Origin of the sequence: Bartonella schoenbuchensis R1 (genome assembly GCF_002022685.1) — a bacterium.
GTDB classification, from domain to species: Bacteria; Pseudomonadota; Alphaproteobacteria; order Rhizobiales; family Rhizobiaceae; genus Bartonella; species Bartonella schoenbuchensis.
In genome coordinates, this window is sequence record NZ_CP019789.1 from 700,347 (window position 1) to 725,453 (window position 25,107).

Consider the following 25,107-nt stretch of genomic DNA (forward strand, 5'->3'; position numbering starts at 1 on the left):
TCCCGTGAAGTTGAAGTATATTTCTTTTATAAGCGAGCAACGAGATTTTGAATCAACATTTACACTTTTTACTTACTAAGTATGCTTAAAAAAGAGTATTGGCAAGTTGAATGATGAAAGAACTGCCGGCTTATAATTGACGCAATGTAAAAGTTTGATACCTTTACGGTCAAAACTTATTAATATTACTCATAATATTGTAATAAATTCGTCATGATGATGATTAAGTAATGCAATTGAAAAAAGGGAAAAAGTTACTCTTTTTCCCTTTTTTATTATTTTATTGAATTCGTCCGCTTGCATGGGCAAGTATAGTATAAACTTTTCCGGTATCTGAAATTAAATATTGTCGTGCTGTATGGGTATTTCCAGAACTACGGGATACATCACGTAATAGTTTTTCAAAATCTGCAATGTATTGATTGACGGAGTCTCTAAAATTAATATCACTGATATATTTTTGCTTAATTATTTCAAATATCATTTTCCCATTCGAAGTATAAAGCTGCTCAGGTATGATATTTTTTTGTCCACGCCGATAATGATTCCATAACTCAACAATGGCATTGTGATTAATAGCTTTTAAAATACTCGTTGCTAATGAATTAAGAGATCCATTCGCAGGATGAGATTTTGTTTGTACCGATGAAGGAATTGGACTGTTATTGGTACTTTCAGACTGTGTTTTTTCACACGAAGCTCCTGCCAACAGATCTGATACCCATCTGTTTTGGTTTGGTTTGCTTTGTTCTTGCGACCAAATAGGCTTTGGTGGCACTATCTTCTTTGTAGTTTCAGAAGAAGTACTATTGACCCTATTTGATGTTAATGATGTAGGCGCGGCTGACATCAATTGCTCTTTTTCGCTATTTTTGTCATCGTTTTGTATAACATTTGCCAAGTCCTTTAACGCTGTAATTTGTTCATTCAGAGTGTAACGGACTGTTTGCATTGTTTCTTTTGTTTGTGCTGGTAGTTTTTGAATATTCTCATTAATGTCATTATTAACTTTTAAAAGTTCTAAACGAATTTCATCAGCTGATTTGCGTATGTCTTCTGCAGCTCCTGAAAAACGCACTGAAACTTCATTAGTAAGTTGATTAAGCGTCTGTTCCAGTAATTGCGTAGAATTACGTGTATTTTCATCAGTGCGTTTAAATGCTGAACTGAGAGCATCTTCATAATGTCTGATAAGTTGATTAATCTCATTAGACTTTGAAATAAGAGTATTGCTCAATGTAGATAGCGCATTTCGCTTTTCTTCGAGTGTCACACCCAGTGTGTTTTCTGATTGTTCAAGCATATGAATGGTGTCAGAAAGTGTTTGAGTGTGTTCACTGAAATTTGTTGTTATATGACTAATTTTATCAAATGTATTTTGCATAAATCCTTGCAGAGCTTCCATATTATTATGGAGTGTTTGACCTGAAATTGATAAATGCTCTGCTGCTTGGTTAGTATTTTGGAAGAAATTATTTGTTGTTTCATTAAACTGAGTATCAATATTTTGAACTGTTGACATCAAAATATTACTATTTTCGTGAATACTATAAATTGATTGATTTAATTGCTCAAGAATTGCCGAGATATTATTGATAAGGTCTTCCTTCATAGTAGCCATGGTTTGAATAGTTTCAGAATTTGTCTGTGCAAAAGTATTCATCCATGCTTCATTTTGTGCATAAATTCTTTGTTCAGCATCTTGCGTTGAGAGAGCAAGTTGTTCACTGATGTGCTGTGTTAAATTACCAAATGATTCAGCTGTATTTTGTGCAGTTTGATTTAAATAATCTGTTAATTCTGTTAAGTGTTCAACATATCCTGAAACTTGAGAAGTTGTTTGATTATTTACCTCTTCTAAACGATTACCTACATCAGATAACCGATATCCTAAATTATTTTCGAGCTCCTGCATGGATTGATATAGAACGTTGGAGCGCTCATTAAGTAATTGTTCAATGGCTGTTGTTGAAGAATAAATTGCTTCATTAAACAATGTTTGTGCATTATTACCTGCTATTGTAAATGCTTCTGCAGTATGAGCTGTCTGCTCTTCTAGAACAGAGAGAATTTTTTCACTGGTATTGTGAATTGTTTGTTCAACGTTTGAGACAATACGATTACCAGATTCAAAAATAATATTTTCCGCTTTTGCAGTAACATCACTAACAGATGAAACAAATTGGTTACCAGCAGAAAGAATAGAGGTTTCTGATTTTTCTACTTGATCAGCCATTATTAATGCTGCTTGCTGAGAAGCGTTAACAAGCTTTTCTTGTGCTTTATTTGTTTCATTATCTAATGATGAAAACATTTGTTCACCGGTAGAGGCAAGGATATCAGACGCTTCCATAAGCTTGTCATGTAAACTACCTGTAACCGTATTAACGGAATTTTCTAATGTACCGCATATATTATCTACGCTTGTTTCTAGCGCTTGTTGGACTGCTTGGGCATGTTCATTATTGAGAGCAATAGATGTTTTTAAGGTGTCAGAGCGTTCCTCAAATACAGATGTTTGTTCCTTAATAGTTTCACATATTTGGCCCATTTTTTCAGATAATTTTTCTTCTAACGTAGTTACACGTTCAAAGATTTGACCTGCTTTATTTTCTAGATTTTCATCGAACGACTCTATACGATTTTCAAAGGTTTCAAACAATGTCTCATTAGATTGAGAGAGAGTATCCTTTAAAGTTTCAGTATGACTTTCAAGGTTTTTGATGTGGTCTTGGACAGTTTCGGTGATAGTTTTATTGTTACTGTCAATAATATTTTCAACCAAGTCCATTTGCTGTTTTAAGGCTGTATCAATGTGTATATCACTTTTTGCAATGATATTATGGATTGTTTCCATACGTTGCTCGATCGTGCGAGTTTGATCTGCAAGAACTTCGTTAAGAGAAAAACTATTGGTAGCCAAAGAATCGCGCAAAGCTTCAGCACGTATGTCAATATTTTTAGCCTGCATTTCTAAGGCATCTTGAGTTGTTTTGCAGCTTTGCGTAATAGTTTCTTGCAGTTTTTCTGTGCAGTGAGCTATAGCGGAAAGATGATTTTCTGCGCGCTGATCAATGATTTGAATATTATCAGTTAAAGTTTTTTCAATAGATGAAACATTTTGGGTTAACTCATCAATTTGATTTTTCAATGTATCAGCAATTTTATCCTTTTCGCTGGTGAGCATATTTTCCATTATATCTCTTTGATCAGCAATTTGTAATTTAAAGTCTTGTGAACGTTCCTTTATAATATCAACAATTGCATCATCAACATTTTGGATTTCTTCTCTCAAAAGTTTTTTGCTTTCGTCAATTGCGGAAAGAACATTATCACGACCGTTTGTAAATACATTGGCAATATCAGCAGTTCTTTCTTGAAGATTTGCATTAATTTGCAAGGTATGAGCTTCCAAAAATCCACCAAGTTTTTCAACGTTATCTTCTAAGGTTTGACTACGAGAAATAAAGGATTCAATAATAGAATCACCATGCTCTTTAAGAGATAAATCAGCATTTGCCAAACGGTTTTCAAAAGCTTCAAGTGCTTGTGCGGTGATATTATCGAATGTAGAAGAGATTTTATAAGCCTGTTCGTCAAGCTGTATGATTTTTTCATCCAGATTCTGCAGTGATTGATTATGGCGATCAACAATTACTGTATCGACAGTTTTAAATTTTTCATCAATACTGGAGAGGGTTTGATCTGTTGCAGCTTGTATGTTCTCTGCAATTTTAGCAATATGCATTTCAGCTTTAGCAGTTGTTTCATTAAAGGTTTTTTCTAATTGCTTTTCATTATTATCAAAGCGTTCTGAAAAACCATCAAAGTTCTTTCCTAATTCATCGAAAAACTCTGTGTTCTTTTGCTGAATGTGTACCGTTGTTTCGTTAAATTTTTCAACAAGCTGTTTTGTTATACCATCTCCTGCATAGGAAAGTTTCGTAACAAGATCTTCACCCTGTTTCTCTAAAGTTTGAGAAAGAGTTTGCGTAAGTTTGTCAATATTGGTTGAAATTTTAGACGCAACCAAATCAAACTCACCACTCAGCTGTTCTTGTGTTCCTTTAATTGTTGACTGTACGCGGTTGGCATGATTCAAAATTGCCATGCGTTCATTATTTAATTCTTCTATTAATTTGTGAATCCGCGATTCATTTTCTGCATAAGCCTGTTCAAGGTTATGAACTTCACTTTGTATAATAGCTTCAAGTTCAACAGCACGCCCAAGAGTACGCTCAATTCCTTCATTCATTGCAGCTACTTCTTTACGAATGGTCTCTCCTATAGCAATAGCTTGCTTTTCAGATATGTGCTGCGGTTCGTTAAGTTGTTGTGCTGCATGTGTTATAAGAACAGCAATATTGCGTAGTTCAGTCGAACGTTTTGTCAACTGAGCAAAACCCCAAGACATGAGAATAGGAATCATAGTCCCTGCAGTTACAGCGAGCCCAGTAGGAGATGTAATAAAGGCAGTAATGTTCGCTAAAGAGTTTAATCCAGCAGGAGCTAATTTATGGGCAATAAAAGCACCCCCTGTTGCCCACAAAGCACTAAGTGCTGTTGTACTCCAATAAATCCGAGAGATAGAATTTTGTTTTAATGGCCCTAAATTTAAAGGCTCTATTATGTCGTCATTAGCGGGGAGAGGCTTTGTAGCTAATAACGTGTCATGCACAGTTCCACCGGAAAGCTCATCTGTAGGTTTTTGTCCAAAAAGTTGTTCAGCAACAGATTCATCAATAACAACATCATCATGAACATTAGAGGTAAGAGTAGAAGCATTGTTTTCAGAAAGAAGTTCTTCTTCTGCTGTTGCAATTTTTTGAATCAAATCATCCTCATGAATAGGATTTGAAGGATCATTTGATGATACTGCTTCAATTATCGAATCATCAAGGTTAAAGTCCATTGCTTTTTCGAGAGCTTCTTCAAATTCGACTTCAAATGCTTGTAATTTGGTTCTACGTGCCATACTCGCCTCATACTTTTACAGATGGAAAAGAAATACGCCCCTTTCCAGTTACTTCTAATATATTAGCTGTTAATTATTTAGAAAGGAATATGTATAAGGTAAAAGTTTTACAACTTATCAAGATAGGGTTAACGCGGATTTTGTTGCTTATTCAAAAATGCTGGAAAATTCATAAAAAACAATACAGTAAAAAATTATGTCTGAGATAAAATTTGTTGATTGTTTATTCTAATAACCAATATTATAAGCTTAATATGTTTTGATGGAACAATTGAATAAGCATTTCAATTACATATGATGCTTTAAAATTTTTGCACAATATGCCAGTTCTTGTAGGCGCATAACCACTCATGTTTAAATTGATGCAAAGTAATTATGCTATAACAAAATTTAAACAAAATAATTAATTATATAACAAATAATCGGATATGTGTTTTTTTAACACCATGCTAAAGTTATTTCATGGATGAGCAGGGAGTGAGCTGCGTTGAACAATAAAAACATATACATTATAATAGAAACAAATAAACAGCCTATAATAGCGATAAGTTAGTTGAATATATTTAAAAAATAGATGAAAAATTAATGGGGTAAATACGAGACCAAAGCATTGCATTTTTAGCTGTTTTATCCATTCCAATATAGCATGTGCAATAATCTATGTTGGGTTTGTCATGTTATTTAAAGGCATTTTTCCACGCCATTATAGATTTTGTTACTATAGTTGCAAAATTTGCTAATAATAACAAAACTGAATTTGATGATCTAATCCTCTGCAAGAAGGCGCCTCTTTGTTATGCCTTTAAATTATAGTATATTGTTGATATTCGGTATTTTTGTATTGAATGGACACTCAAGCCTAGTCAGTAGATATATGACGAATACTATTATGTAGAAAATATTATATATGTTGATGCCTTTTGTACAAAAAATTGTTTTTAGACATAGTAATCAGTAAAAAACGGAAGTTTAAAAATTTTATATTTGATTTCTGATCTTATTAATTGTGCTGTTCATTACTTACACGTAATAGATTATTTTTCCAATATTAAGCGCAATTTTTCCGGATTTTTAATGCTGATACGTTGACAATTTGTTATTTTTTAGTCGATATGAAACAGTGGATATTTTTACGATTCGCAGCAAAGGTGTAAAATATGGTAGAACGATCACAACACCTGCAAGATGTATTTTTAAATACAGTTCGTAAGCAAAAAATTTCTCTTACAATTTTTCTTGTGAATGGTGTTAAGTTGACAGGTGTTGTAACGTCATTTGATAATTTTTGTGTTCTTTTGCGCCGAGATGGGCATGCGCAATTGGTTTATAAACACGCTATTTCGACGATTATGCCGGGTCAATCTGTACAAAAGTTTGAAGGTGAGGGGGCTGAATAGATAGGGCTGTTATCTTTAAATCTTTTGCTCTTTTTCTTCTATTACCTTGAATTGTTATGATGGATACAAATAAAAGATCTGGGAAATTGATTTCACAGGTTGCAGAGCAGGTACGCGCTGTTATTTTTTTACCGTTTTTCCCCGTAAACAAGAATGAAAAAGTTTTAAGTGAGCACTCAATAGATTCTCGGATAAAAGAAGCATTAGGATTAGCGCGTGCTATTGAGTTAGATATTGTCCATTATGAAACCATTAATATTAGCACACCACACCCTTCGACTTTGTTTGGGGTAGGCAAAGTGGATGCATTTGCTGATTATATAAGTGAGCATCATATTGCGCTTGCAATTATAGATCATGTTCTCACACCAGTGCAGCAACGTAATTTGGAAAAATTATGGAGTTGCAAGGTTATTGATAGAACGGCTTTGATCCTTGAAATTTTTGGTCGTCGTGCACGAACAAAAGAGGGAAAATTGCAAGTCGAATTGGCACATTTATCTTATCAAAAAAGCAGGCTTGTCCGAAGTTGGACACACTTGGAAAGACAACGCGGTGGTAGTGGTTTTTTGGGAGGGCCTGGTGAAACTCAAATTGAAACAGATAGACGCCTTCTGCAAGATAAAATCACTCGTATTCGTCGTGAATTAGAAAATGTTGTTAAAACACGTGCTCTTCATCGAGCTAAAAGAAAAAAGACGTCTCATCCTGTTGTTGCTTTAGTAGGATATACTAATGCGGGAAAATCAACACTTTTTAACCGCTTAAGTGATGCAGGTGTATTAACAAAGGATATGTTGTTTGCAACGCTTGATCCAACTTTACGCAAAGTTATTCTTCCTCATGGGCAAACTATTTTTTATCTGATACTGTAGGTTTTATCTCTAATTTACCAACACATTTGATTGCAGCTTTTAGAGCAACTCTCGAGGAGGTAATTGAAGCTGATTTAATTATCCACGTAAAAGATATATCAGATCCTGATCATCGTGCTCAGGCTCAGGATGTATTAGAAATACTTTCAAGTTTAGGTGTTGATATTGGTAATACAGATCGTATCGTGGAAGTTTGGAATAAAGCTGATATGTTGGATGAGCATACATTGAATGTTTTGCAAACAAGTGCAAGAACATTGTTAAATCCTGCATTAATGATATCGGCCCTCACTGGGGAGGGACTAAATCAATTGTTAATAACAATTGAAAGGCGGCTTTCTGGAGAAATGCAGAGCGTTAAATTGGTTTTAAAGCCTGATGAAATGCAGCTTATTGATTGGTTTTATAAAAATTCTGGTAAGATAGAACAGGAAAATCATGATGATGGTTCTGTTACTATCCGAGCACTTCTTACTTGTGAAGCAAAGAAACGGTTAGATCATCTTCAAAAAATATGTATAAACACTTCTTTTAAGCTATGACCTCAGCAAAACTTCTTTTATCTTTACGTTTTTCTAATCCAAAATAACATAGCTTTAAATAATATAGCTTTGAGTTAAGAGGATAGTTACTCCTTTCTCTTAAATAGAAAACGTGAAATATTTTGTTGGTTGAAATAAGATGAATTTTGAGCGTGATAAAAGATTGTTAATGCGCATAATATCGCAAAACGCTTTAATTGTTTTTTTCTCGGCAATGTTATGCGTATTTTTGATTTGGTTATATTATTTTGTTCAGCCACGGTCCTATCAAGCGACCTTAACATTTACGTTGTCTGATTCTGTTGGAATCTCATTACCAAGTGATGAACAAGATAGTATTGTTGCATTACTATTTGCCCAACCTATCTTTTTTAATAATTCAAATACACAAAGATTTTTTCCTTATGATGTACATAAGAAAAAGCTTCATGAAAATATTCGGTTTTCTCGTGATGATGATCTGATCAAGCTTGCTTTTGAAGCAAAAACTGCTGAAGAAGCTCAAAAAGGGTTAGAAAGTTGGTTTTCTGCTTTTTCAGATACAGTCATTAAACGAAATCAAAAATTATTGTCGATAGAAAAAAAAGCTGATCAACAATATGACAATACTGCAATATTAAATATACTTCAGACATTTCGCTCATCTACTAATTCTTCCATTCACCATGAAGCAAAACAGGCTGAACTTAATAACCTTTATGCAAAATTAACGGATGCAACTTTAAGGCGTATTCATTTAACAATTTTAAATTCGACCATAAAAATGATGCGTAAAAATGGTCAGTCTTTATTGTCTTTGTCATTTATTGCAAATAATCCAGCTATTGTTGCATTAGAAGCTAAAATTAATCTTTTGGAAACACAGAAAGCTCATATGGCTGCCCAATTAGGTTGGGAACATCCTCAAATCAAAGCGATGATTGCGGAATCAAAAGCACTTTCTACCCAGTTAGAAGATAAAATTTTGCAGATTACTAATCAAATTCATTCAGATGAGACTGTTGCAAAAAATTTTGAAATACAACTAAGAGAAAAAATTAGAATTTTTGTAAAGGATCAATCTCAGTCTTTCAATCAAATGTTAAATGAACTGGAAAATAAAGTAAAAGTAGTAATAGATGAGCAAAATAAAGAGATGAACCTTCATACTCCTTTATTACAAAATGCAAAGATTCGCATAATTGTTCCAATAGCAGTAGCTCCTGTTTCTTTTATGGCTCTTTATGGCAAAAGTGTTCTTGTGAGTATATTAGCAAGTTTGATAGCTTTTTTAGTGGGGTTATTATTATTTCAAAGATATTCTGGAACAAGAAAAACTCAATCGGCAGAAGATTTAGAAAGCAGTAGAAATGCTTTACTGCTTAAAGTGATAGAAAATTCTGAAACTTTTATGACAATAGAAGGATTATCGGTTTTTTTAAAATTACATTCTTCGATGGTTGTTTCAATAATTGGGGCACAGGCTGCTCGGATGGCGGCAAAATTATCTCTTCATCTTGTAAAAGAGAAAAAAACAGTTTTGTTGGTAGATGTTTCTGGTCAACAAATAGAAAAAATAATTGGCCCACATCGAGGATTGAGTGATGTATTAACTGGCGATGCGCAGTTACAAGATGTTATTTATCGCGATTACGATACGGGAGTTGATATTCTTCCACAAGGGTTGGCGAGTGCTGTTCGTGCTCAGGATTTTTCAAATGATATTCCCCGTTTATTAGAAGAATTTAAAAAAATTATGATTTAATCATTTTAGAAATAACTAGCGAACCCAAATACGGGTCTGAGCAAATTGCGCAATCGACAGATTATTATATTTGTAATGCTGCTCTTGATAAATATAACTGGATAGTGCAGATGATATCCAGATTTCCAAAAACTGTTTGTCGTGTGAATTCGTATTGAACATTGGCAAAACAGGCACGGTAATCACGTATTGTGGCAAAAGCACTTTCTTTTTGCATAGTATTGGTGAATCTTATAAAAACAATTGAGATTTAATTTTTAGATTTAAGAAATATTTGCAGTTGAAGACAAACTAAAGGAAACCCAAAATGGCAATAGAGAAATTGAATGATGTAGCTTTGACATCGCTGCAAAAACAAAATCGGAAACAGATTCAAGTGTGGCTTTATGCCATTTTATTGCTTTGTTTGGCAATTGTTTTAGTGGGAGGAGCTACCCGTTTGACGGGGTCAGGATTATCTATAACTGAATGGAAGCCAATTCATGGTGTAATTCCACCTATAGGTATAGATCAGTGGCAGGAAGAATTTTTGAAATATCAACAGATAGCGCAATATAAGTTGCTTAATCGCGATATGACATTAGGTGCATTTAAGGTTATTTTCTGGTGGGAGTGGGGGCATCGTGTTCTTGGTCGTCTTGTCGGTCTTGTAGCTTTATTGGGCTTGATTTGGTTTTGGATTACCAAACGTATTGAAAGAGGTATTTTGTGCCAACTTATTGTTGTGCCAATTCTTATCGCTGTTCAAGGTGTTATTGGTTGGTGGATGGTAGCATCAGGGCTTGGTCAAAGCAATCTGACAAGTGTCAGTCAATATCGTCTGGCAATTCATCTCATGGCAGCATGTTTTGTTATTGTTTTTGTCACTTATTTGTCTCGAGGTCTTACAGAATGTACAGAAAAACCAGCAACGCAGGCTGTTCAGCGTTTTGCAGGTTGGCTTGTTTTTCTTGTTTTAATTGAGATTTATTTTGGTGCTTTGGTTGCAGGCCTTCATGCAGGTAAAGTCTATAATACATGGCCATTGATGGATGGGCAGATTATTCCTGACGGTTTACTGAATTATGATCCAATTTGGATTAATTTATTTGAAAATCCTTTGACAGTTCAATTTGTTCACCGTTGTTTTGCTTACTTTTTATTTATTATAGCGCTTGTTCATGCTTTCTATGTACGAAAAAACATTCCACATTCAGCGCATGCTCGTCGTGCGTTTTTTTTATGCATTGCCATAGTTGTTCAAGCGCTTTTTGGCATTGTTACCTTATTAAATGAAGTACCCCTAGGTTGGGGAGTTCTTCATCAAGGTGTTGCGTTAGTTATATTGTATTTTTCAGTTGTACATTGGCGAGCAACAAAGGGAGCATATCGCGTTATTGAATAAAGATCTGCAATCAGAAAAAGGTTAGTTATTTGCAAGCATTAAATCAAGATTTTGGATAGCAGCCGCGGATGCACCTTTCCCAAGGTTATCTAATATGGCACATAAGTTGAAAATACCTTCATTGTCATTGCCAAAGACAAAAAGTTTCATACCGTCTTTATGCGCTAAACATTCTGGATTTAATTTAGTAAGTGTTTCAGTTTCTTCTTGCGATGCGATTGAGATAATATCTTGACCATTATAGTGAGCATTGAAAATTTCACGCAGATTGGAGCAGTTAGCTGATTTTGCAAATAAATGACGATGGAGTGGGAGATTTACAATCATTCCTTGGGGAAAACAGCCAACACTTGGTATAAAAATAGGTGTTTGGCTGATCTGCCCATGAAATTTAATCTCTGGTACATGTTTGTGTTTGAGATTAAGACCATAAGTAAAGTAATTTTCTCGAAGAGTATCTTCTTGAGAGTGATTTTCCATTTGTGCAATTAATTGTTTACCTCCACCCGTGTAACCAGATATAGCGTTAATTGATACTGGGTAATGAGCGTCTAGTAAGCCTACTTCACGTAATGGTCGAATTAAACTAATTGCACCGGTTGGATAACATCCGGGGTTGGAAACGTAACGTGCTTCTTGGATACGCTTTTTTTGTCCTGTTGTCATTTCAGGAAAACCGTAAACCCAGTCTGGTGCAATACGGTGTGCTGTTGAACTATCAATAATTCTAATTTTTTTATTGTTTTTGAGCAATTCTACTGTTTGGCGTGCAGCATCATCTGGAAGACATAAAATAGCAATGTCTGTTTGGTTAAGATATTCTTGGCGCACATCAATTTTATGCCGATCTGCATAAGGAATAGAGAGCAATTCTAAATCATAGCGCTCTGTTAATCGCTTTTGTATTTGCAATCCAGTTGTTCCATGCTCACCATCAATAAAGATTTTTGTTACCATTATATTTTACCTTAAACTGATGTTTTCTGTCATATTAAGCTTGTGAATATCGTATACAGCCTAAATAATTGAGTACTTTGAGACTATAGTCTGTCTTGCTTACATGGAAGATGTTGTAATAAAGAGAATTTTTAAAAAGCTCGACACTTATTTTGCATCATTTATTTTTGTGTGGCTAGAATTTTATTGCTTAAATAGTAAAAGAATAAGATAGATATTATAGTGTTTGCAGTTTTTGAATTAAAATGATTCAAAAATATTTTGTCTGTGATACGTACTATGTTACTTTTTATTTTGTTTTAACGTTAGGGCATGCTTTATGACTAAGAAAGCAAGTGATCTACAAAAGTGCTTTTTTAACAGTAATTTGCAAACTGTTGATTCTGCAGTCTTTGATGCAATCAGTGGTGAACTTAAACGCCAACATCATGAGATTGAGCTGATTGCATCAGAAAATATTGTTTCAAGAGCAGTTCTTGAAGCTCAAGGATCCGTTTTAACCAATAAATATGCAGAAGGCTATCCAGGGAAGCGTTACTATGGTGGTTGTCATTTTGTAGATCTAATTGAGGAATTGGCAATTGAACGAGCAAAAAACTTTTTGGTGCTGCTTTTGCAAATGTTCAACCCAATTCTGGTAGCCAAATGAATCAAGCTGTATTTTTAGCTTTGCTTCAGCCTGGTGATACATTTATGGGATTAGATTTAAATTCTGGCGGTCATCTTACGCATGGCTCTCCTGTTAATATGTCAGGAAAATGGTTTAATGTTGTTTCTTATGGTGTGCGTCAAGAAGATCAGCTTCTTGATATGGAGAGTATTGAACGCCTTGCAAAAAAGCATAAGCCAAAGCTTATTTTAGCAGGAGGAACAGCTTATTCACGCATATGGGATTGGAAACAGTTCCGTGAAATTGCTGATGAGATTGGGGCTTATTTAATGGTTGATATGGCTCATATTGCAGGCTTAATTGCTGGTGGTGTTCATCCTTCACCTGTGCCATATGCTCATGTTGTTACCACTACAACGCATAAATCACTCCGTGGTCCCCGTGGTGGTATGATATTAACCAATGATGAAACCTTAGCTAAGAAGATTGATTCAGCTGTTTTTCCTGGTTTGCAAGGTGGTCCTTTAATGCATGTGATTGCTGCTAAGGCAGTTGCATTGGGAGAGGCTTTACAGCCTGCTTTTAAAGATTATATTACCAATGTGGTTTCTAACGCTAAAACTTTAGTAAAACGCTTGCAGAACAGTGGTTTTGATATTGTTTCCGGTGGCACAGACAATCATTTATTATTGGTTGACTTGCGTTCTAAAAATTTAACAGGAAAAAGTGCAGAATTGGCTTTAGGACGTGCTGGTATTATCTGTAATAAAAATAGTATTCCTTTTGATCCCCAAAAACCATTTGTAACCTCAGGTATTCGTTTGGGTACACCTGCAGCAACAACACGTGGTTTTTCAGAAAATGAATTTATCCAAATTGGTGACTTCATTTCAGAAGTTCTTGATGGTCTTAAAACAGCACAAAGCGTTGAAGATAATGCTTCTATTGAAAACGCTGTTAAGAAAAAGGTAAGAGATATGACAGATAATTTTCCTCTTTATTCTCATTTGAGCACTTGTTGAGGCACGAAAAAGATGCGCTGCCCTTACTGTCAATATGAAGATACACAAGTCAAAGATTCACGTCCTGCAGAAGAGGGCGCGGTAATTCGTCGTCGACGTGTGTGTTCTGTTTGTGGTGGTCGTTTTACGACCTTTGAGCGTATTCAGTTACGTGAATTGTCAGTTTTTAAGAAAAGTGGTCGGCGTGAACCGTTTGACCGTGATAAATTAATGAGATCAGTTAATGTGGCAGTGCGTAAGCGTAATATTGACCCTGATCATATTGAACAAGCAATTTCGGGTATTGTACGCCAGCTTGAAAATTTAGGGGAACCCGAAATTGCTTCAGAAAAAATTGGGCATCTTGTAATGGAATGGTTGAAGAGCATTGATGACATTGCTTATATTCGTTTTGCTTCCGTGTATCGCGACTTTCGTAATGCAACTGATTTTCATGATATTATAAACGAACTTTCAAAAGACGTGGCGGATGTAAAATCTTATTTTGATGAATAAAGAAGCACAAGATAACCGCTTTATGGCCGCGGCCATTCGTTTAGCACAACGTCACATCGGGCTTACCGGACAAAACCCATCTGTTGGCGCACTAATTGTCCGAGATGATGATGGAAAGGCATCCATTGTCGGCTATGGTGTAACAGCTATCCATGGAAGACCACACGCTGAAGTGCAAGCCTTATTAATGGCAGGCCCATTATCCCATGGTGCTACTGCTTACGTTACTTTAGAGCCTTGTTCACATTATGGTGAGACTTCACCTTGTGTAAATGCGCTTATTGATTCAGGTATTTCTCGGGTTGTTATTGCACTTACTGATCCAGATAAACGGGTTTGTGGTCGTGGTATTGCTCTTTTACGTGCAGCTGGCATTGAAGTCGTTGAAGGAGTTCTGGCTAGGGAGGCTTTTGAAACGTTAAGTGCTTATTTATGCATAAAAAAACTGCAGCGGTGTGAAGTAACTTTAAAAATGGCAATTTCTGCAGATAATGGTATAGGAATAAAAAAGAAGGGGAGGGTAGAAATTAGCGGGGCGCAAGCTCATACATATACTCATATTCTGCGTGCTCAAAATGATGCTATTATGGTTGGTATTGGTACTATATTAGCAGATAACCCACAATTAAGTTGCCGTTTGCCTGGGCTTGAAATGCGCTCTCCTGTACGTATTATTTTAGACGCAAATTTACGTATTCCATTTGATGCAAAGGTTATACAAACAGCGACAAAAATCCCTACATGGGTTATTTGTAATGCAACTTTTGCAGAAAAAAGTAAAAAAATAGCACTAGAACAGTGTGGTGTATGTATATTTCCAATAGAAATGAGCGCTCATTTGATGCAGCCTTTTGCTATTTTACAGCTGCTTTGTCAGCGTGGAATCAATAGTATTTTGCTTGAGGGGGGAGCAAAGACAGGAGAAATTTTTTTAAATGCTGGTTGTGTGGATCAGTTGATATGTTTTCATGCACCAGTTATTTTAGGTGCAGATCGTATTGATGCTCCCCATTTTGCAACTTATCTTTCAGAATTTAATGAAATTGAGACGAAAATGTTAGGAAATGATCGTTTGTGCAAATGGAGGCGCAAAACATTATGTTTACAGGGATTGTAACAGATATCGGTTGTGTTGAAGACATTCAGTCTTTAAAACAAGGAATACGCTTAAGTATTTCTACACATTATGATGTAGAGACTATAGAAATTGGCGCATCAATTGCGTGTTCAGGTATTTGTCTAACCGTTATTGAACGTGAGCTAAAACAAGCGAATGCTAATTGCTTTGTTGTAGAAGCATGGAAAGAAGCATTGTGTTTGACTAATATTGCTCAATGGACAAAAGGGACTTTTGTTAATTTGGAGCGTTCATTGCGGCTTGGTGATGAGATAGGTGGGCATTTGGTTTTTGGTCACGTTGATGGTTTGGCTGAGATCGTTGATCAAAAAAATGAAGGTGATGCAATTCGTTTTTATTTAAAAGCTTCAATGCGGTTAGCGCCTTTTATTGCAGAAAAAGGTTCTATTGCGCTTAACGGTACATCTCTAACCGTTAATTGTATTGAAAATAATATTTTTGATGTTCTTATTATTCGCCATACACTTGAAATGACAACATGGGGGCAGGCTAAAGTGGGGGACCAAGTGAATTTAGAAGTTGATCAGCTTGCTCGTTATGTTGCCAGGCTTTCTAATTTTAAAATGAAAGATAAGTAAACTGAAAAAATTTTTGTATTGTTTTTGAAGTTTGATGGTTATGTAATCTTTGAGTCCTTTATTGATTTTAGATGGGGGTTTTGTTGTGACAAAAAAAATACATAAAAAGTTACATTTGTTAATTGTTGAAGCACGCTTTTACGATAAAATTTCAAATGAACTTCTTGCAGGTGCGGTGAATGTTTTACAAAAAGCTGAAGTAAGTTATGATGTTGTAACAGTTCCAGGGGCACTAGAAATACCTGGTGCAATAGCTTTTGCTGAAAAAAACAATAAAATACCCTATGATGGTTATGTAGCGCTTGGTTGTGTTATTCGGGGTGATACATACCATTTTGAAATTGTTGCTGATAATTCTTGTCGAGCATTAATGGATTTAACTCTTCATAGGCAATTGGCTATTGGAAATGGTATTTTGACTGTTGAGGATGAAGAACAAGCATGGGCACGTGCTAAACAGAGTGAAAAGAATAAAGGTGGTTTTGCTGCTGAAGCTGCTTTATGTATGATTGCTCTAAAGAAGAAATTTGGAGATAATCATTAAATATGGTTGATATAAAAAGCAAACATTCTTCGCATTTGGCTAATAAACGCGGAGTAGCAAGGCTTGCTGCAGTGCAGGCGCTATATCAAATGGATATAGTTGGCATTGGTGTTAGGGAAATAGCAGCTGAATATAAAGCTTATCGTTTAGGAAAAGATATTGATGGTGATCAATATCTTGATGCTGATTTTCAGTGGTTTCGAGCTGTTATAGCTGGTGTTGTACAAAATCAAAAGCAACTTGACCCTATGCTTCAGCAAAAACTTTCTGAAGAATGGTCACTTTCACGTCTTGATTCGATTTTACGTGCAATTTTGCGTGCAGGTTTATGGGAGCTAATGAATCACAAGAACATACCCACTGCCGTTATTGTAAGTGAATATGTTGATGTAGCAAAAGCGTTTTTTGAAGGTGATGAGCCAAGACTTGTCAATGCAATTCTTGATAGAATAGCAAAAGAAATTCGCCTGTAAGGATAATAAAATAAAATCCTAGTATTATTAGAATTTTATAAACGTCAGTTCAGTTAAGACTACAGGGAGGTAATTGATTAACGTGAATTATTGGCAGGGCCTTTAACGACTTGGATTAAAAAAGACTGATCACTACCACCTGTTGGTGTTGTTTGAGTGATAAAATCAAATATTTGACCATCTTGTAGACCATAATTGGCTATCCTTGCGACCTGACCATTTCTATTGAAATAAATAGCCAAGACTTTACGATCAATAATTTTGGTTTTCATAAACCGCATTTTGCGATACCGAGTCTGTGAAATATAATAAAAAACCTCGTTATCATATTTTGTTTTTAGTGAGGGAGTTCCTAGAGCTAAAAGAACCTGCTCCTGACTTGATCCAACAGAAACAGAATCGAGAGCATTTTGATCAAGAACATAACCTTCCTTATAGGTTTGACTTGAAGTTAAAGAATGCATTGAACTACATCCAGCAAACGCTGCCATACTCGCTATAAATAAGCTAATCAATAATTTATGTTTGATTAAATTTACCAAGTGAGGCATCTGAATGATATCTCCATTTACACATAAGTATAGATAAGAAAGTGACCCGCGATTTTCCAACTTTTAGCTTAATTTGCTATAATCTGCAATAGCTTACAGTGAGTTTCTTCTGTTATAAAATCAGTAATTTTATAGAAAACTGCTTTAAAAGTTATAAAATATGTTGATTAAACGAAGTTACAATATACTACATTTTTTTATTTTGGAGTTATCAATGAGTGTTAAAAATGTTTCTCAAATGATGTTTGCTCTGACTTATCCAGTGTCAGTACGCTCATTGTCTGCTAAGGGGGTAAAAATTCGTATTTGCGCAGATCAACAAGAATGCGCGCATTTAGCCAAGAATCATGATTTACTTGAAGTGAAATCTTGTGAAGGAGAGTTTCATGTTTTACCGTGGAAAAAGCGTGGGGTATATGTAAAAGGTTTATTGAAAGCACATATAGTACAATCATGCGTCATTACACTGGAGCCGTTGGAAAATATTCTTCATGAGAATATTGAGATTACGTTTGTTCCTGAAGATTCAAATTTGGTTAAACCAAAAGTATCAAAGGATACAAGGGAATTGCTTTTAGATGCAGATGGACCAGATATACCAGAAGTTTTTTATGGCGATAAAATTGACATAGGTGCAGTTATGGAAGAATTTTTTGAACTATCGATTAATCATTATCCACGCAAAGAAGATGATAATATGAGTTTAGTTAAAAATTCAGAAGAAATTGAACAAAAAACATCACCGTTTTCTGTTTTGAAAGAATGGAAATGATTATAAAATATGTAAAAAACACCTGCTATATGGTTAAAGGGATAATATTTCTGTAAGCCTGTTGTAGTGATAATTTTTGTGATTTGTTAAATAACGAAAAATTTCGGTGTGAATTTAAATATAGGATGTGCAAGTGTGATTAGAATTTCTGTAGATGTCATGGGTGGCGATTATGGCCCAGAGGTTACTATTGAGGGGGCAGCAGTTGCGCAAAAACATTTGCCAAATATTTATTTTTTGTTTTATGGGATAGAAGAGGTTGTTAAGCCAATTTTAAAAAAATATCCTCATTTGGTTGCAGCATCGCAATTTTATAACACAGAAAGTTATACACGTATGGATGAGAAGCCAAGCCAAGCGCTTCGCATTGGACGCGGTAAATCATCAATGTGGCATGCAATTGAAGCTGTAAAAAATGGCGAGGCTGATGCTTGTGTTTCTGCTGGCAATACTGGTGCACTTATGGCAATGTCTCATTTTTGTTTAAAAATGATGGCAGAATCTAACCGTCCTGGAATTGCTGGTATTTGGCCAACTCTTCGTGGGGAGAGTATTGTGCTGGATATTGGTGCAACAATTGGTGCATCTGCTGATCAATTAGTTGATTTAGCGGTTATGGGTGCCGGTATGTTTCGTACTTTATATAATGTTGAAAAACCAAGCGTTGGACTTTTGAATGTAGGTGTTGAAGAGGTAAAAGGCTTGGATGAAATCAAAAAAGCTGGAATAATATTGCGTGAAGTGCAATTAGAAGGGTTAGAATATAAGGGATTTATTGAAGGCAATGACATTGGAAAAGGGGTAGTCGATGTGGTTGTCACTGAGGGGTTTTCCGGTAATATTGCTTTAAAAGTTGCAGAAGGAACTGCACGGCAAATAGCTGGGCTTTTAAATATTGTTATGCGCCGTTCTATTTTTTCGCGCCTTGGATACATTTTGTCTCGAGGTGCTTTCCGTCAACTGAAACAGAAAATAGATCCTGATCGGATTAATGGTGGTGTGCTTTTAGGTTTAAATGGTATTGTTATAAAAAGTCATGGTGGTGTTAATGCTGGCGGTTTTGCTTCTGCTATTCGCATTGGTTATGAAATGGTAAATAATGAACTTTTGAAAAAAATAGTTGAAGATTTACGACACTTTCATGAAAATAAAATGACACTTTGAAAATGATGAAGGTAGAGCTGTCAATTAATACGCAAACAATATGATCGGTATTCGTAGTAGAGATAAAAAATTCTAAGAGAGGGTGAGGACTGTATGATTCGATCAGTTATATGTGGTGTAGGAAGTGCTTTACCAAAAAGAAGTTTATCGAATGATGAGATTACCAAATTTGTTGAGACATCTGATTCGTGGATTGTTCAACGTACAGGAATTCGCCAACGTTACATTGCTGATACAAATGAGACAACTGTTTCTTTAGGGGTAGCAGCTGCACAAGCTGCACTTGAAAATTCAGGCATGACAATAGAAGATATTGATTGTATTATTTTAGCTACTTCAACACCTAACCATACTTTCCCTGCTTCTGCTGTTGAAATTCAACATGCTTTGGGAATGAAGCATGGTTTTGCTTTTGATATTCAAGCTGTTTGTTCTGGTTTTATTTTTGCATTGACAACAGGAGATGTATATTTACGTTGCGGAGCAGCAAAAAGAATCTTAGTAATTGGATCGGAGACATTTTCTCGGATTTTAGATTGGCAAGATCGTACGACATGTGTTTTATTTGGTGATGGTGCAGGTGCAGCTATTTTGGAAGCGCAAGAAGTTGAAGGTAATGTTATTGTTGATAGTGGTATATTGTCTGCAAAATTGCGCTCTAATGGTGCATATGTAGATAAATTATATGTTGATGGTGGTCCTTCAACTACACAAACAACAGGTCATTTACGCATGAAAGGACGAGAGGTTTTTAAACATGCAGTTGGTATGATAACCGATGTGATTGATGATTGTTTTGCAGCTGTTAATATGAATTCTTCTCAATTAAATTGGTTTGTACCTCATCAGGCTAATAGGCGCATTATTGAAGCCTCGGCTAAAAAGCTAGGGATCACATTAGATAAAGTTGTGATGACCGTTGATCAACATGGTAATACGTCTGCAGCGTCAGTACCATTAGCTTTAACAACTGCTGTTCAAGATGGAAGAATTAAAAAGGGAGATCTCGTTATGTTAGAAGCCATGGGGGGGGATTTACCTGGGGGCGATTCTTGTTCGTTGGTAGATTATAGCGGCTTGACCATATTTGAATAAAACGTATAAATCGTTTTGTAACTTTAAATTTTAATAGGTGGTTATGATGACAGGTAAGACAGTAACGCGTGCAGATTTGGCTAGTGCGGTTTGTAGGAAAGTGGGCTTGTCATATACTGAATCGTCAGCTTTGGTTGAGTTGATTTTGGATGAGATTTGCAATTCACTTGTAAAGGATGAAGTGGTTAAATTATCTTCTTTTGCAACTTTTCAGGTCCGTAGTAAAAGTGAACGAATTGGGCGCAATCCCAAAACAGGTATTGAAGCACCTATTCCACCACGGCGTGTGGTAACATTTAAAGCTGCGAATATACTGAAAAAAAGAATTTTAGATGCTCATCGTGCAAAGCAGAAGTAAATCCGTGCAAATAAGCGATATTTTAAATATCTGAGGTTTGATAAAGAATTTAATATGGGTAATTTTTTCTGTTTAAGTAACAGATTTTGTATTAAAATATAATTGAGGATAATCTCTATTTTTGATCAATCTTAGCAAGAAATTTGAACTTATTCAGTTATTATAAAATCATTAGTACAATATTTAAATTTAAATAAGGTATTGCAAAATGGACAAGAGCCCTGATGCTTTTCGGACAATTAGCGAAGTAGCAGAATTACTGGGGCTACCACAGCACGTGTTAAGATTTTGGGAAACACGTTTTGTTCAGATTAAGCCACTAAAGCGTGGTGGTGGAAGGCGTTATTATCGTCCTGTTGATGTTGATTTGCTCAATGGTATTAAACAATTACTTTATGGAAAAGGTTATACTATAAAGGGTGTGCAACGCCTTTTAAAAGAAAATGGCACTTCTTTTGTTATTGCGCTTGGTAATAGCGATCTTGATGACATGAATGTTATAATAGAAAAAGAATGTGCAGAACAAACATCTGAATCTACCAAAATTAATGAATCCACTAAAACTAAGTCAAAAAAGGCAGCGTTTGGACTTTTAGGGTTTATGAAGGGTGAAGAAGAATCTGTTGGTGCTGTTAAAAGCCATCAAGACAAGACTGATAAAGCATTATTACAGGAAACACTCTTCGAATTGATTGAATGTAAACGCATGCTTGATAGAGCACGATAAGCGCTCAACAATTCTAGATTTAATATTGTAATTGCTTTCATTATTGAATATTTATTAAACGGCGTAAATCTGGGGGAGTTGCTTCATTTGAGAGTTGTTTCATCACTTCTTCTATAGATAAAACAGTCTGATCCGTGCTTCCTAAACGGCGCATACTCACACTATTTGTTTCAGATTCACGTTTACCGCATACAAGGATTACAGGGACTTTTTGTAAAGAATGTTCACGTATTTTATAATTAATTTTTTCATTACGAAGGTCTGCTGTGGCTGAAAGGCCAATAGCTTTGAGTTTTTTCGTTATTTTTTCTGCATATTCATTTGCTTCAGATGTGATTGGAGCAACAACAACCTGTTGAGGGGCAAGCCAAAGCGGCATATGTCCAGAAAAATTTTCAATTAATATGCCAAGAAAACGCTCCATTGATCCCAAAATAGCTCTATGAATCATAACAGGCTGACGTTTTTCTGAATCTTTATCAATATAGAATGCTCCAAAACGCTCAGGTAGATTAAAGTCTACTTGTGTTGTTCCACATTGCCATTCGCGACCAATAGCATCTTTCAATGTATATTCAAATTTTGGTCCATAAAATGCACCTTCACCTGGAAGAATGCTTGTTTTAATACGTCCTTCTGATTTTTTCTCAATAGTTTTAAGAACAGATAACATTATATCTTCACAATGGTCCCATAATTCGTCAGAACCGACACGTTTTTCTGGACGCGTTGAAAATTTGAGACTAATTTCTTCAAAACCAAAATCTGCATAAGTTGATAGAATTAAATCATTAATATTAAGACATTCATCAGCTAATTGTTCATCTGTACAAAAAATATGTGCATCATCTTGTGTAAAGCTACGAACGCGCATAAGACCATGTAGAGAACCTGAAGGTTCATAACGATGAACAATACCAAACTCAGCAAGTCTAATAGGTAAATCTCTGTAAGACTTTAAACCATGTTTAAAAATTTGCACATGACCAGGGCAGTTCATGGGTTTGAGAGCGTAAATACATTGATCATCCCAATCATCAGCAGCTGGGGTTGTTTGAAACATATTTTCTTTATACCATCCCCAATGACCTGATATTTCCCAAAGTGATTTATCAAGAACTTGTGGTGCGTTAACTTCGTCATATTTATGATCATCAAGGCGGCGACGCATATAGCTAATTAAATTTTGGAACATTTTCCAACCTTTTGGATGCCAGAAAATCATTCCTGGGCTTTCTTCTTGGAAATGAAATAAATCCATTTCACGCCCTAAGCGGCGATGATCGCGTTTTTCTGCTTCTTCTAGCGTATGGAGATAGGCTTTTAGGTCATTTTCGTTAGCAAATGCTGTACCATAAATTCTCGTTAACATAGGATTATTGGCATCCCCACGCCAATAAGCTCCTGCGACTTTCATTAGTTTGAAGGCATTGCCAATTTGGCCAGTAGATTGCATATGTGGACCACGACAAAGATCAAACCAATCTCCTTGATAATAAACTTTTACGTCTTGATCTTCAGGGATAGCATCAATAATCTCAACCTTATACAATTCGTTTTTTTCAGAAAAAATTTTCTTAGCTTTTTCACGAGACCAAATTTCTTTTCTGAAAGGTTTGTTTCGTTGAATAATTTCACGCATTTTTTTTTCAATAATGGTGAGATCATCTAACGTAAAAGGTTGTTTACGTGCAAAATCATAATAAAAACCATTTTCAATAACGGGGCCAATTGTAACTTGTGTTTCAGGAAACAGTTCCTGTACTGCTTCAGCTAAAACGTGGGCACAATCATGGCGTATCAATTCAAGTGCACGTGGATCGTCGCGAGTGATAATTTCCACTTGTCCAGATTGTTCTAATGGATCTGAAAGGTCTCGGATGATTCCGTTAAGGCTATAGGCAACTGCTTTTTTTGCGAGTGATTTAGAAATAGACTCGGCCAATTCTAAACCTGTCATTTCAGAGGGGTAATCACGTTTTGAACCGTCAGGAAAAGAAAGAAAAATAAGGTCAGACATGAAACACCCCTTTAGTCCAATTCCGCCAACGATTGCGGATGGTTTTGTGAAAATTTAACAATAGCCAGATAGAGTTAGTAGATTAATTTTCTATCAATATGCATAAAAAAAGAAAAGCAATTATTTATCATGTTTAGCAGAAATTTTCCAATAGCGCCAAGGTTTATAGGAGTAATCAAGAGAAGTTGGTACAGGATCAAAACCATATGTTCCAAATGGGCCACAACGTATGATACGAAAAAAGCCCATCCATGCACCAGCCCACAAACCATAGCGTGCAATCGCTTCATAGGCATATTCTGAGCAAGTTGGAAGATGGCGACATTGATTTCCAATCAAACTGGAAAGTGTTATTTGATAAAGACGTATCAACGTAGTACCAAGTAATCGTCCGGGTGTTTTTCGCCAAGGACCTGTATAATTGCGAGTTTGTATTTTTTTTTGTTTGGGCTGTAATTTAACCATTTATTTTTTCTTCAATTTGTTCAATACAATCTACCACTGCATCAAAGGTAAGCATTGTTGAAGCATGGCGTTCTTTATAATCCTTAATGGGTTGCAAACAGGAAAATGCCTCAAATGGAGCTGGGGGAGGAGGGCCATTTTCTGTTAACATATAAAGGATAGTTTCACGTAATGCTTTAAGATCTTGCATTTTTTTGCCAATAATATGATGCGCTAAAATAGAAGATGAAGCCTGTCCAAGTGCGCATGCATATACTTCATGGGCAAAATCTATAACAATATCATTGTCTACTTTTAAATCCACAAGAACTGTTGATCCGCAAAGACGTGCATGTTTTTTTGACGTTGCATCAGGATTATTAAGACGCCCAATTTTACTTATATGGGCAGCATATTCAAGAATTTTATCGCTATAAATGTTGTCCATCATGAGCTGTTGCTTGGAATTTTAAGAGTTTTCACTATTCAAGCTTTTAATTCACTTGCGTAAAGATTATTATAAAATAAATAATGTGTATTAAATTATTTTATACATAATAAGCTGGAGTTTTTTAAATGCATAGTCCTACGAAAGGAATCGCTAAAGATCTTTCTCTATCTGAGAAAAAGCGTCCTAGTTTTAAAGAAGTGGAAGCAGCGGTTCGTACGTTGTTGTTATGGGTAGGGGAAAATCCAGATCGAGAAGGGCTTTTAAATACTCCCAAACGTGTTGCTAAAGTGTATAGTGAACTTTTTTCTGGTTATGATGAATCAGTTGAGGAGATTTTAGGAACAGTTTTTGAAGAAGTTTCAGGTTATAATGAGCCGATAATTATGAAGGATATTAGTTTTTATTCACATTGTGAGCATCATGTTCTTCCAATTGTTGGTAAAGCTCATATCGCCTACCTTCCCGATACAAAAATTGTTGGTCTTTCAAAAATTGCACGTGTCATAGATGTTTTTTCTCGCCGTTTGCAAACACAAGAAGCCATGACAGCTCAAGTGGCTAATGCTCTAAAAACACATCTAAAACCCCGCGGTGTTGCAGTGGTCATTGAAGCTGAACATATGTGCATGGCTATGAGAGGGATACGAAAGCAAGGAGCTACAACAATTACAACAAGTTTTCATGGCTCTTATAAAGAAGATCAAGTTGCGCAGGCTAATTTAATGATGGTACTTCGCCAGTTATGATAAAGTGCGGAGTTTGGCGGTTTGTGTCTAAAATATACTGTGGTA

The 25,107-nt window shown here is 35.6% G+C and carries 18 protein-coding genes and 4 pseudogenes; 16 read left to right on the forward strand and 6 right to left on the reverse strand.

Annotated features, from left to right (window positions below):
• Nucleotides 1-280 precede the first annotated feature (280 nt).
• A complete protein-coding gene (locus tag BscR1v2_RS02860) occupies nt 281-4,975 on the reverse strand; it encodes a rhoptry family protein (RefSeq protein ID WP_078689682.1) in 4,695 nt (1,564 codons plus the stop codon).
• 1,157 nt (nt 4,976-6,132) lie between these two features.
• Here BscR1v2_RS02860 and hfq point away from each other — a divergent pair.
• The 4 genes and pseudogenes from hfq (at nt 6,133) to BscR1v2_RS02880 (ending at nt 10,917) form a co-directional block, all read left to right on the forward strand.
• On the forward strand, nt 6,133-6,372 hold the full coding sequence (gene hfq, locus BscR1v2_RS02865) for an RNA chaperone Hfq (RefSeq protein ID WP_078689683.1): 240 nt from the start codon (nt 6,133-6,135) through the stop codon (nt 6,370-6,372).
• 56 nt (nt 6,373-6,428) lie between these two features.
• Nucleotides 6,429-7,789: pseudogene (gene hflX / locus BscR1v2_RS02870) on the forward strand (GTPase HflX).
• Nucleotides 7,790-7,928: 139 nt separating this feature from the next.
• Nucleotides 7,929-9,691, forward strand: a pseudogene (locus tag BscR1v2_RS02875) (GumC domain-containing protein).
• 149 nt (nt 9,692-9,840) lie between these two features.
• Nucleotides 9,841-10,917: a COX15/CtaA family protein gene (locus BscR1v2_RS02880; protein ID WP_078689684.1), complete on the forward strand. Its 1,077-nt coding sequence runs from the start codon at nt 9,841-9,843 to the stop codon at nt 10,915-10,917.
• Between the two features lie 21 nt (nt 10,918-10,938).
• On the opposite strand, the gene argC is transcribed toward BscR1v2_RS02880, so the two are convergent.
• Nucleotides 10,939-11,874, reverse strand: a complete 936-nt coding sequence (gene argC / locus BscR1v2_RS02885) for an N-acetyl-gamma-glutamyl-phosphate reductase (protein WP_078689685.1) — start codon at nt 11,872-11,874, stop codon at nt 10,939-10,941.
• Nucleotides 11,875-12,193: 319 nt separating this feature from the next.
• Between argC and glyA the strand changes: the two are divergent.
• From glyA to nusB, 6 genes and pseudogenes are all read left to right on the forward strand, one after another.
• Nucleotides 12,194-13,506: pseudogene (glyA, locus tag BscR1v2_RS02890) on the forward strand (serine hydroxymethyltransferase).
• Between the two features lie 12 nt (nt 13,507-13,518).
• A complete protein-coding gene (gene nrdR, locus BscR1v2_RS02895; protein ID WP_010703690.1) occupies nt 13,519-14,001 on the forward strand; it encodes a transcriptional regulator NrdR in 483 nt (160 codons plus the stop codon).
• Nucleotides 13,994-15,118 carry a bifunctional diaminohydroxyphosphoribosylaminopyrimidine deaminase/5-amino-6-(5-phosphoribosylamino)uracil reductase RibD gene (gene ribD / locus BscR1v2_RS02900; protein WP_078689686.1) on the forward strand — a complete coding sequence of 375 codons (1,125 nt, stop codon included), beginning with the start codon at nt 13,994-13,996 and terminating at the stop codon, nt 15,116-15,118. Before nrdR ends, ribD begins: the two co-directional genes overlap by 8 nt.
• Nucleotides 15,100-15,717: a riboflavin synthase gene (locus tag BscR1v2_RS02905; protein ID WP_078689687.1), complete on the forward strand. Its 618-nt coding sequence runs from the start codon at nt 15,100-15,102 to the stop codon at nt 15,715-15,717. Before ribD ends, BscR1v2_RS02905 begins: the two co-directional genes overlap by 19 nt.
• An 85-nt stretch (nt 15,718-15,802) precedes the next feature.
• A complete protein-coding gene (locus BscR1v2_RS02910) occupies nt 15,803-16,261 on the forward strand; it encodes a 6,7-dimethyl-8-ribityllumazine synthase (RefSeq protein WP_078690303.1) in 459 nt (152 codons plus the stop codon).
• 2 nt (nt 16,262-16,263) lie between these two features.
• Nucleotides 16,264-16,734: a transcription antitermination factor NusB gene (gene nusB / locus BscR1v2_RS02915; RefSeq protein ID WP_078689688.1), complete on the forward strand. Its 471-nt coding sequence runs from the start codon at nt 16,264-16,266 to the stop codon at nt 16,732-16,734.
• Between the two features lie 77 nt (nt 16,735-16,811).
• On the opposite strand, the gene BscR1v2_RS02920 is transcribed toward nusB, so the two are convergent.
• On the reverse strand, nt 16,812-17,285 hold the full coding sequence (locus tag BscR1v2_RS02920; protein ID WP_078689689.1) for an outer membrane protein assembly factor BamE: 474 nt from the start codon (nt 17,283-17,285) through the stop codon (nt 16,812-16,814).
• Nucleotides 17,286-17,499: 214 nt separating this feature from the next.
• On the opposite strand from BscR1v2_RS02920, the gene BscR1v2_RS02925 reads away from it, so the two are divergent.
• The 5 genes and pseudogenes from BscR1v2_RS02925 to BscR1v2_RS02945 all read left to right on the forward strand — a co-directional run bounded on the left by BscR1v2_RS02925 (nt 17,500) and on the right by BscR1v2_RS02945 (nt 21,401).
• The gene (locus BscR1v2_RS02925; RefSeq protein WP_078689690.1) at nt 17,500-18,057 is read left to right on the forward strand and encodes a YceD family protein; all 558 of its coding nucleotides are present in this window, start codon (nt 17,500-17,502) and stop codon (nt 18,055-18,057) included.
• Between the two features lie 135 nt (nt 18,058-18,192).
• Nucleotides 18,193-19,221, forward strand: a complete 1,029-nt coding sequence (plsX, locus tag BscR1v2_RS02930; protein ID WP_078689691.1) for a phosphate acyltransferase PlsX — start codon at nt 18,193-18,195, stop codon at nt 19,219-19,221.
• A 93-nt stretch (nt 19,222-19,314) separates the two neighbouring features.
• Nucleotides 19,315-20,287 (forward strand): annotated as a pseudogene (locus BscR1v2_RS02935) (beta-ketoacyl-ACP synthase III).
• 75 nt (nt 20,288-20,362) lie between these two features.
• Entirely contained in the window at nt 20,363-20,674 is a 312-nt protein-coding gene (locus tag BscR1v2_RS02940; RefSeq protein WP_078689692.1) for an integration host factor subunit alpha, read from the forward strand.
• Between the two features lie 208 nt (nt 20,675-20,882).
• On the forward strand, nt 20,883-21,401 hold the full coding sequence (locus tag BscR1v2_RS02945; protein ID WP_078689693.1) for a MerR family transcriptional regulator: 519 nt from the start codon (nt 20,883-20,885) through the stop codon (nt 21,399-21,401).
• 40 nt (nt 21,402-21,441) lie between these two features.
• Here BscR1v2_RS02945 and thrS read toward each other — a convergent pair whose 3' ends face one another.
• From thrS to BscR1v2_RS02960, 3 genes are all read right to left on the reverse strand, one after another.
• Complete coding sequence (thrS, locus tag BscR1v2_RS02950; RefSeq protein WP_078689694.1) at nt 21,442-23,421, reverse strand: threonine--tRNA ligase; 1,980 nt, start codon at nt 23,419-23,421, stop codon at nt 21,442-21,444.
• A gap of 120 nt (nt 23,422-23,541) precedes the next feature.
• Nucleotides 23,542-23,886: a membrane protein insertion efficiency factor YidD gene (yidD, locus tag BscR1v2_RS02955; RefSeq protein ID WP_078689695.1), complete on the reverse strand. Its 345-nt coding sequence runs from the start codon at nt 23,884-23,886 to the stop codon at nt 23,542-23,544.
• Nucleotides 23,879-24,316, reverse strand: a complete 438-nt coding sequence (locus tag BscR1v2_RS02960; RefSeq protein WP_010703703.1) for an iron-sulfur cluster assembly scaffold protein — start codon at nt 24,314-24,316, stop codon at nt 23,879-23,881. Before BscR1v2_RS02960 ends, yidD begins: the two co-directional genes overlap by 8 nt.
• 125 nt (nt 24,317-24,441) lie before the next feature.
• Here BscR1v2_RS02960 and folE point away from each other — a divergent pair, with 125 nt between their 5' ends.
• Nucleotides 24,442-25,062 carry a GTP cyclohydrolase I FolE gene (gene folE, locus BscR1v2_RS02965; RefSeq protein WP_078689696.1) on the forward strand — a complete coding sequence of 207 codons (621 nt, stop codon included), beginning with the start codon at nt 24,442-24,444 and terminating at the stop codon, nt 25,060-25,062.
• Nucleotides 25,063-25,107 lie beyond the last annotated feature (45 nt).

What these genes read in the sequence shown, in the direction of transcription:
- yidD (WP_078689695.1), bottom strand. Translation starts at nt 23,886, where the DNA reads ATGGTTAAATTACAGCCCAAACAAAAAAAAATACAAACTCGCAATTAT.
- BscR1v2_RS02940 (WP_078689692.1), top strand. Translation starts at nt 20,363, where the DNA reads ATGACAGGTAAGACAGTAACGCGTGCAGATTTGGCTAGTGCGGTTTGT.
- thrS (WP_078689694.1), bottom strand. Translation starts at nt 23,421, where the DNA reads ATGTCTGACCTTATTTTTCTTTCTTTTCCTGACGGTTCAAAACGTGAT.
- ribD (WP_078689686.1), top strand. Translation starts at nt 13,994, where the DNA reads ATGAATAAAGAAGCACAAGATAACCGCTTTATGGCCGCGGCCATTCGT.
- BscR1v2_RS02860 (WP_078689682.1), bottom strand. Translation starts at nt 4,975, where the DNA reads ATGGCACGTAGAACCAAATTACAAGCATTTGAAGTCGAATTTGAAGAA.
- nusB (WP_078689688.1), top strand. Translation starts at nt 16,264, where the DNA reads ATGGTTGATATAAAAAGCAAACATTCTTCGCATTTGGCTAATAAACGC.
- nrdR (WP_010703690.1), top strand. Translation starts at nt 13,519, where the DNA reads ATGCGCTGCCCTTACTGTCAATATGAAGATACACAAGTCAAAGATTCA.
- BscR1v2_RS02920 (WP_078689689.1), bottom strand. Translation starts at nt 17,285, where the DNA reads ATGCCTCACTTGGTAAATTTAATCAAACATAAATTATTGATTAGCTTA.
- hfq (WP_078689683.1), top strand. Translation starts at nt 6,133, where the DNA reads ATGGTAGAACGATCACAACACCTGCAAGATGTATTTTTAAATACAGTT.
- BscR1v2_RS02945 (WP_078689693.1), top strand. Translation starts at nt 20,883, where the DNA reads ATGGACAAGAGCCCTGATGCTTTTCGGACAATTAGCGAAGTAGCAGAA.
- BscR1v2_RS02880 (WP_078689684.1), top strand. Translation starts at nt 9,841, where the DNA reads ATGGCAATAGAGAAATTGAATGATGTAGCTTTGACATCGCTGCAAAAA.
- folE (WP_078689696.1), top strand. Translation starts at nt 24,442, where the DNA reads ATGCATAGTCCTACGAAAGGAATCGCTAAAGATCTTTCTCTATCTGAG.
- argC (WP_078689685.1), bottom strand. Translation starts at nt 11,874, where the DNA reads ATGGTAACAAAAATCTTTATTGATGGTGAGCATGGAACAACTGGATTG.
- BscR1v2_RS02925 (WP_078689690.1), top strand. Translation starts at nt 17,500, where the DNA reads ATGAGTGTTAAAAATGTTTCTCAAATGATGTTTGCTCTGACTTATCCA.
- BscR1v2_RS02905 (WP_078689687.1), top strand. Translation starts at nt 15,100, where the DNA reads ATGTTTACAGGGATTGTAACAGATATCGGTTGTGTTGAAGACATTCAG.
- BscR1v2_RS02960 (WP_010703703.1), bottom strand. Translation starts at nt 24,316, where the DNA reads ATGATGGACAACATTTATAGCGATAAAATTCTTGAATATGCTGCCCAT.